This is a genomic window from Terribacillus saccharophilus (assembly GCF_002272745.1).
GTDB classification, from domain to species: Bacteria; Bacillota; Bacilli; order Bacillales; family Amphibacillaceae; genus Terribacillus; species Terribacillus saccharophilus_B.
The window spans coordinates 1-373 of record NZ_NPBD01000032.1; the positions used below are offsets into that span (position 1 = coordinate 1).

General features: G+C 57.9%; 1 rRNA gene. It reads right to left on the reverse strand.

Features of this window, described 5'->3' with window-relative positions:
• Positions 1 to 373 (reverse strand): 23S ribosomal RNA (locus CHH58_RS18100); the annotation flags it as partial.

The window sequence follows — 373 nt, forward strand, 5'->3', positions numbered from 1 at the left end:
GGACCGAACTGTCTCACGACGTTCTGAACCCAGCTCGCGTACCGCTTTAATGGGCGAACAGCCCAACCCTTGGGACCGACTACAGCCCCAGGATGCGATGAGCCGACATCGAGGTGCCAAACCTCCCCGTCGATGTGGACTCTTGGGGGAGATAAGCCTGTTATCCCCGGGGTAGCTTTTATCCGTTGAGCGACGGCCCTTCCATACGGCACCGCCGGATCACTAAGCCCGACTTTCGTCCCTGCTCGACTTGTAGGTCTCGCAGTCAAGCTCCCTTCTGCCTTTGCACGCTACGAATGATTTCCAACCATTCTGAGGGAACCTTTGGGCGCCTCCGAAAGAGTAACGGAGGCGCCCAAAGGTTCCCTCAGAA